The 1,920-nt window shown below is 69.3% G+C and carries 3 protein-coding genes; 1 reads left to right on the forward strand and 2 read right to left on the reverse strand.

The genetic code is table 11. The annotated features are described in order from the left end of the window. Positions 1-76: 76 nt before the first annotated feature. Positions 77-496 (reverse strand): hypothetical protein, encoded by a 420-nt coding sequence (locus tag EAO76_RS44080; RefSeq protein WP_148841808.1) that lies wholly within the window; start codon positions 494-496, stop codon positions 77-79. 49 nt (positions 497-545) lie between these two features. Then, entirely contained in the window at positions 546-809 is a 264-nt protein-coding gene (locus EAO76_RS44085; protein ID WP_148841809.1) for a hypothetical protein, read from the reverse strand. Positions 810-1,640: 831 nt separating this feature from the next. Between EAO76_RS44085 and EAO76_RS44090 the strand changes: the two genes are divergently transcribed. Beyond that, positions 1,641-1,920: ATP-binding cassette domain-containing protein (locus tag EAO76_RS44090; RefSeq protein ID WP_148835591.1), on the forward strand; the 280-nt coding region annotated here is incomplete at its 3' end.

Raw genomic sequence — 1,920 nt, forward strand, 5'->3', positions numbered from 1 at the left:
AACCCACCCCCTGCGTTCCCGCGCCCCGTCTTGCCCGGCCGACATCCGCCTCACCCCGGCGCGCAGCTGCTCGGGTTCACTGAGCCGGCAGCGCGTCCCCCTGCGGCGGGCTCTGTCGGTTCGGAGCCGGTTCGCCCGCGAGCGTCACGGTTCGAGGCCCGAGGCGGTGAGCGACCTGGTGCACGCGGCGCTCGTACGCCCACTCCTGCGCGGTCACGGGCCGTCCCCCGATTTTCCTCTGCACGGGCGCGGGTTCCTCGAAGCCCGCACAGACCGGGCACTGCTCGACAGGCCCGGGATCCGAACCGTGCATGTCGATCTGGTGCTCGCACCAGGTGACCAGGGCGACCAGCATCGTGTCGTACGTGGCACGAGAGTTCGGGCCCCGCTCGTTGGCCTCCGCAGCATCGCAGCGGGCTCGCGCACGCTCGTACGCCGCCCTCATGACGGAGCCCAGCGGGCAGCACCACAAGGGATCGGGCGGGTAGGCAACCATCCTTCGAGGATAGTGAGCCCGGCCGCTCTCTGGCCCGTGCACGTCTTCCTCATTCGGGTGGTCGGCCGGAGACACCCACGTACCAGTCGTGCGCTTCTGTCATTGCGTTCATGCTCGGGTAGTAGGGCTTGGCGACACCGTCGAAGTCCTTGAAGTAGACCGTGGCGCAGAGGGGATACCGCTCCCCGGTGGGGGCCACGACCATGCTCGGGGGAGCCACCCACGCGAACTTTCCTGGCTGGGTCCATGCCCTGCGGGCGAAGGTCAAGGTGGGGTCCGCCGCCCCCCGGGTCAGCACGTCCGACCAGCTCATGTACGTCACCACGCGAGCGTAGAACGCCAACTCCCATACAACAAAGGTGAATTGACAACCAGGCCGTCGCAAGGTAAGTGTCCCGCCCAGGGGTCTTTGCGGCCGGGTTTCAGGGGCAGCGTGGTTCGTCGGCGGCCGCCAGGGGAGTGCCTGGGCGGATGCCTTCCAACCAACCGCTCAGTGGCCTCGGCAACGTCCCGACGCCGCCTTGCGCCGCTCCCGCGACCGGATTGGGCTCCCTGCCGGGGCGGCCCGAAGGGCCCTTCACGGCAGCATGCAATTACACCGCTGGCCGGGGCGAACGGACGGCGCAGAAGGCATCGGATCTGACGATCCCCCTCCAGCATGATCAACCCGAAGATCCAACCATGTCATCCGCCAACGTGACAGCGCCCCCTCAAGATCCCACCAGCCCAGGATCACGAGCGGCCGCACCTGGGCTGTGCAGCGGGAACACATGGCCTGCGCTGTTCAGTGTTACCGTGAACGGCATGTCGGCCCACCGCGTGATCTGCGATTCCGGCCGTGCGGTGCGCACGGTCCGCTTCGGGGTGGCCACTTTCCGACGCGGTTCCAAAGCCGTAGACCGGCGCCCCACGGGCTTGGTCTGGATCGAAAAGGTCGCCGCAGCAGCTGCGTCCCTCTGACGCTCATCGCTGAGACTTCCCCACCCTTTGCTTAGGCGCCCGCGGCGCGTGCCCCCCTGCGCCCCGTACACGGAGAGCAGCTGGGCCCGGCACCCGTCGCCGCGCAGCCGCCGCTTCACCCCACAGCCCCGTATTTCCCTGGGCCGCGTCGTCTTCGCCGCCCATACCGCCCTGGAGTTTTACCGTGATCACCGCTTCCGGCATCGAGCTGCGCGCCGGCGCCCGAGTCCTCATCGAGTCCGTCTCCTTCCGTATCGCCAAGGGCGACCGCATCGGCCTCGTCGGCCGCAACGGAGCGGGCAAGACCACGCTCACCAAGTGCCTCGCGGGCGAGGGGAACCCGGCCGGCGGCACCATCACCCGCTCCGGCGAGGTGGGCTACCTCCCGCAGGACCCCCGCACCGGCGACCTCGACGTGCTCGCCCGCGACCGCATCCTCTCCGCCCGCGGCCTCGACGAGATCC

This window comes from Streptomyces sp. sk2.1 (assembly GCF_008120935.1).
GTDB lineage: Bacteria > Actinomycetota > Actinomycetes > Streptomycetales > Streptomycetaceae > Streptomyces.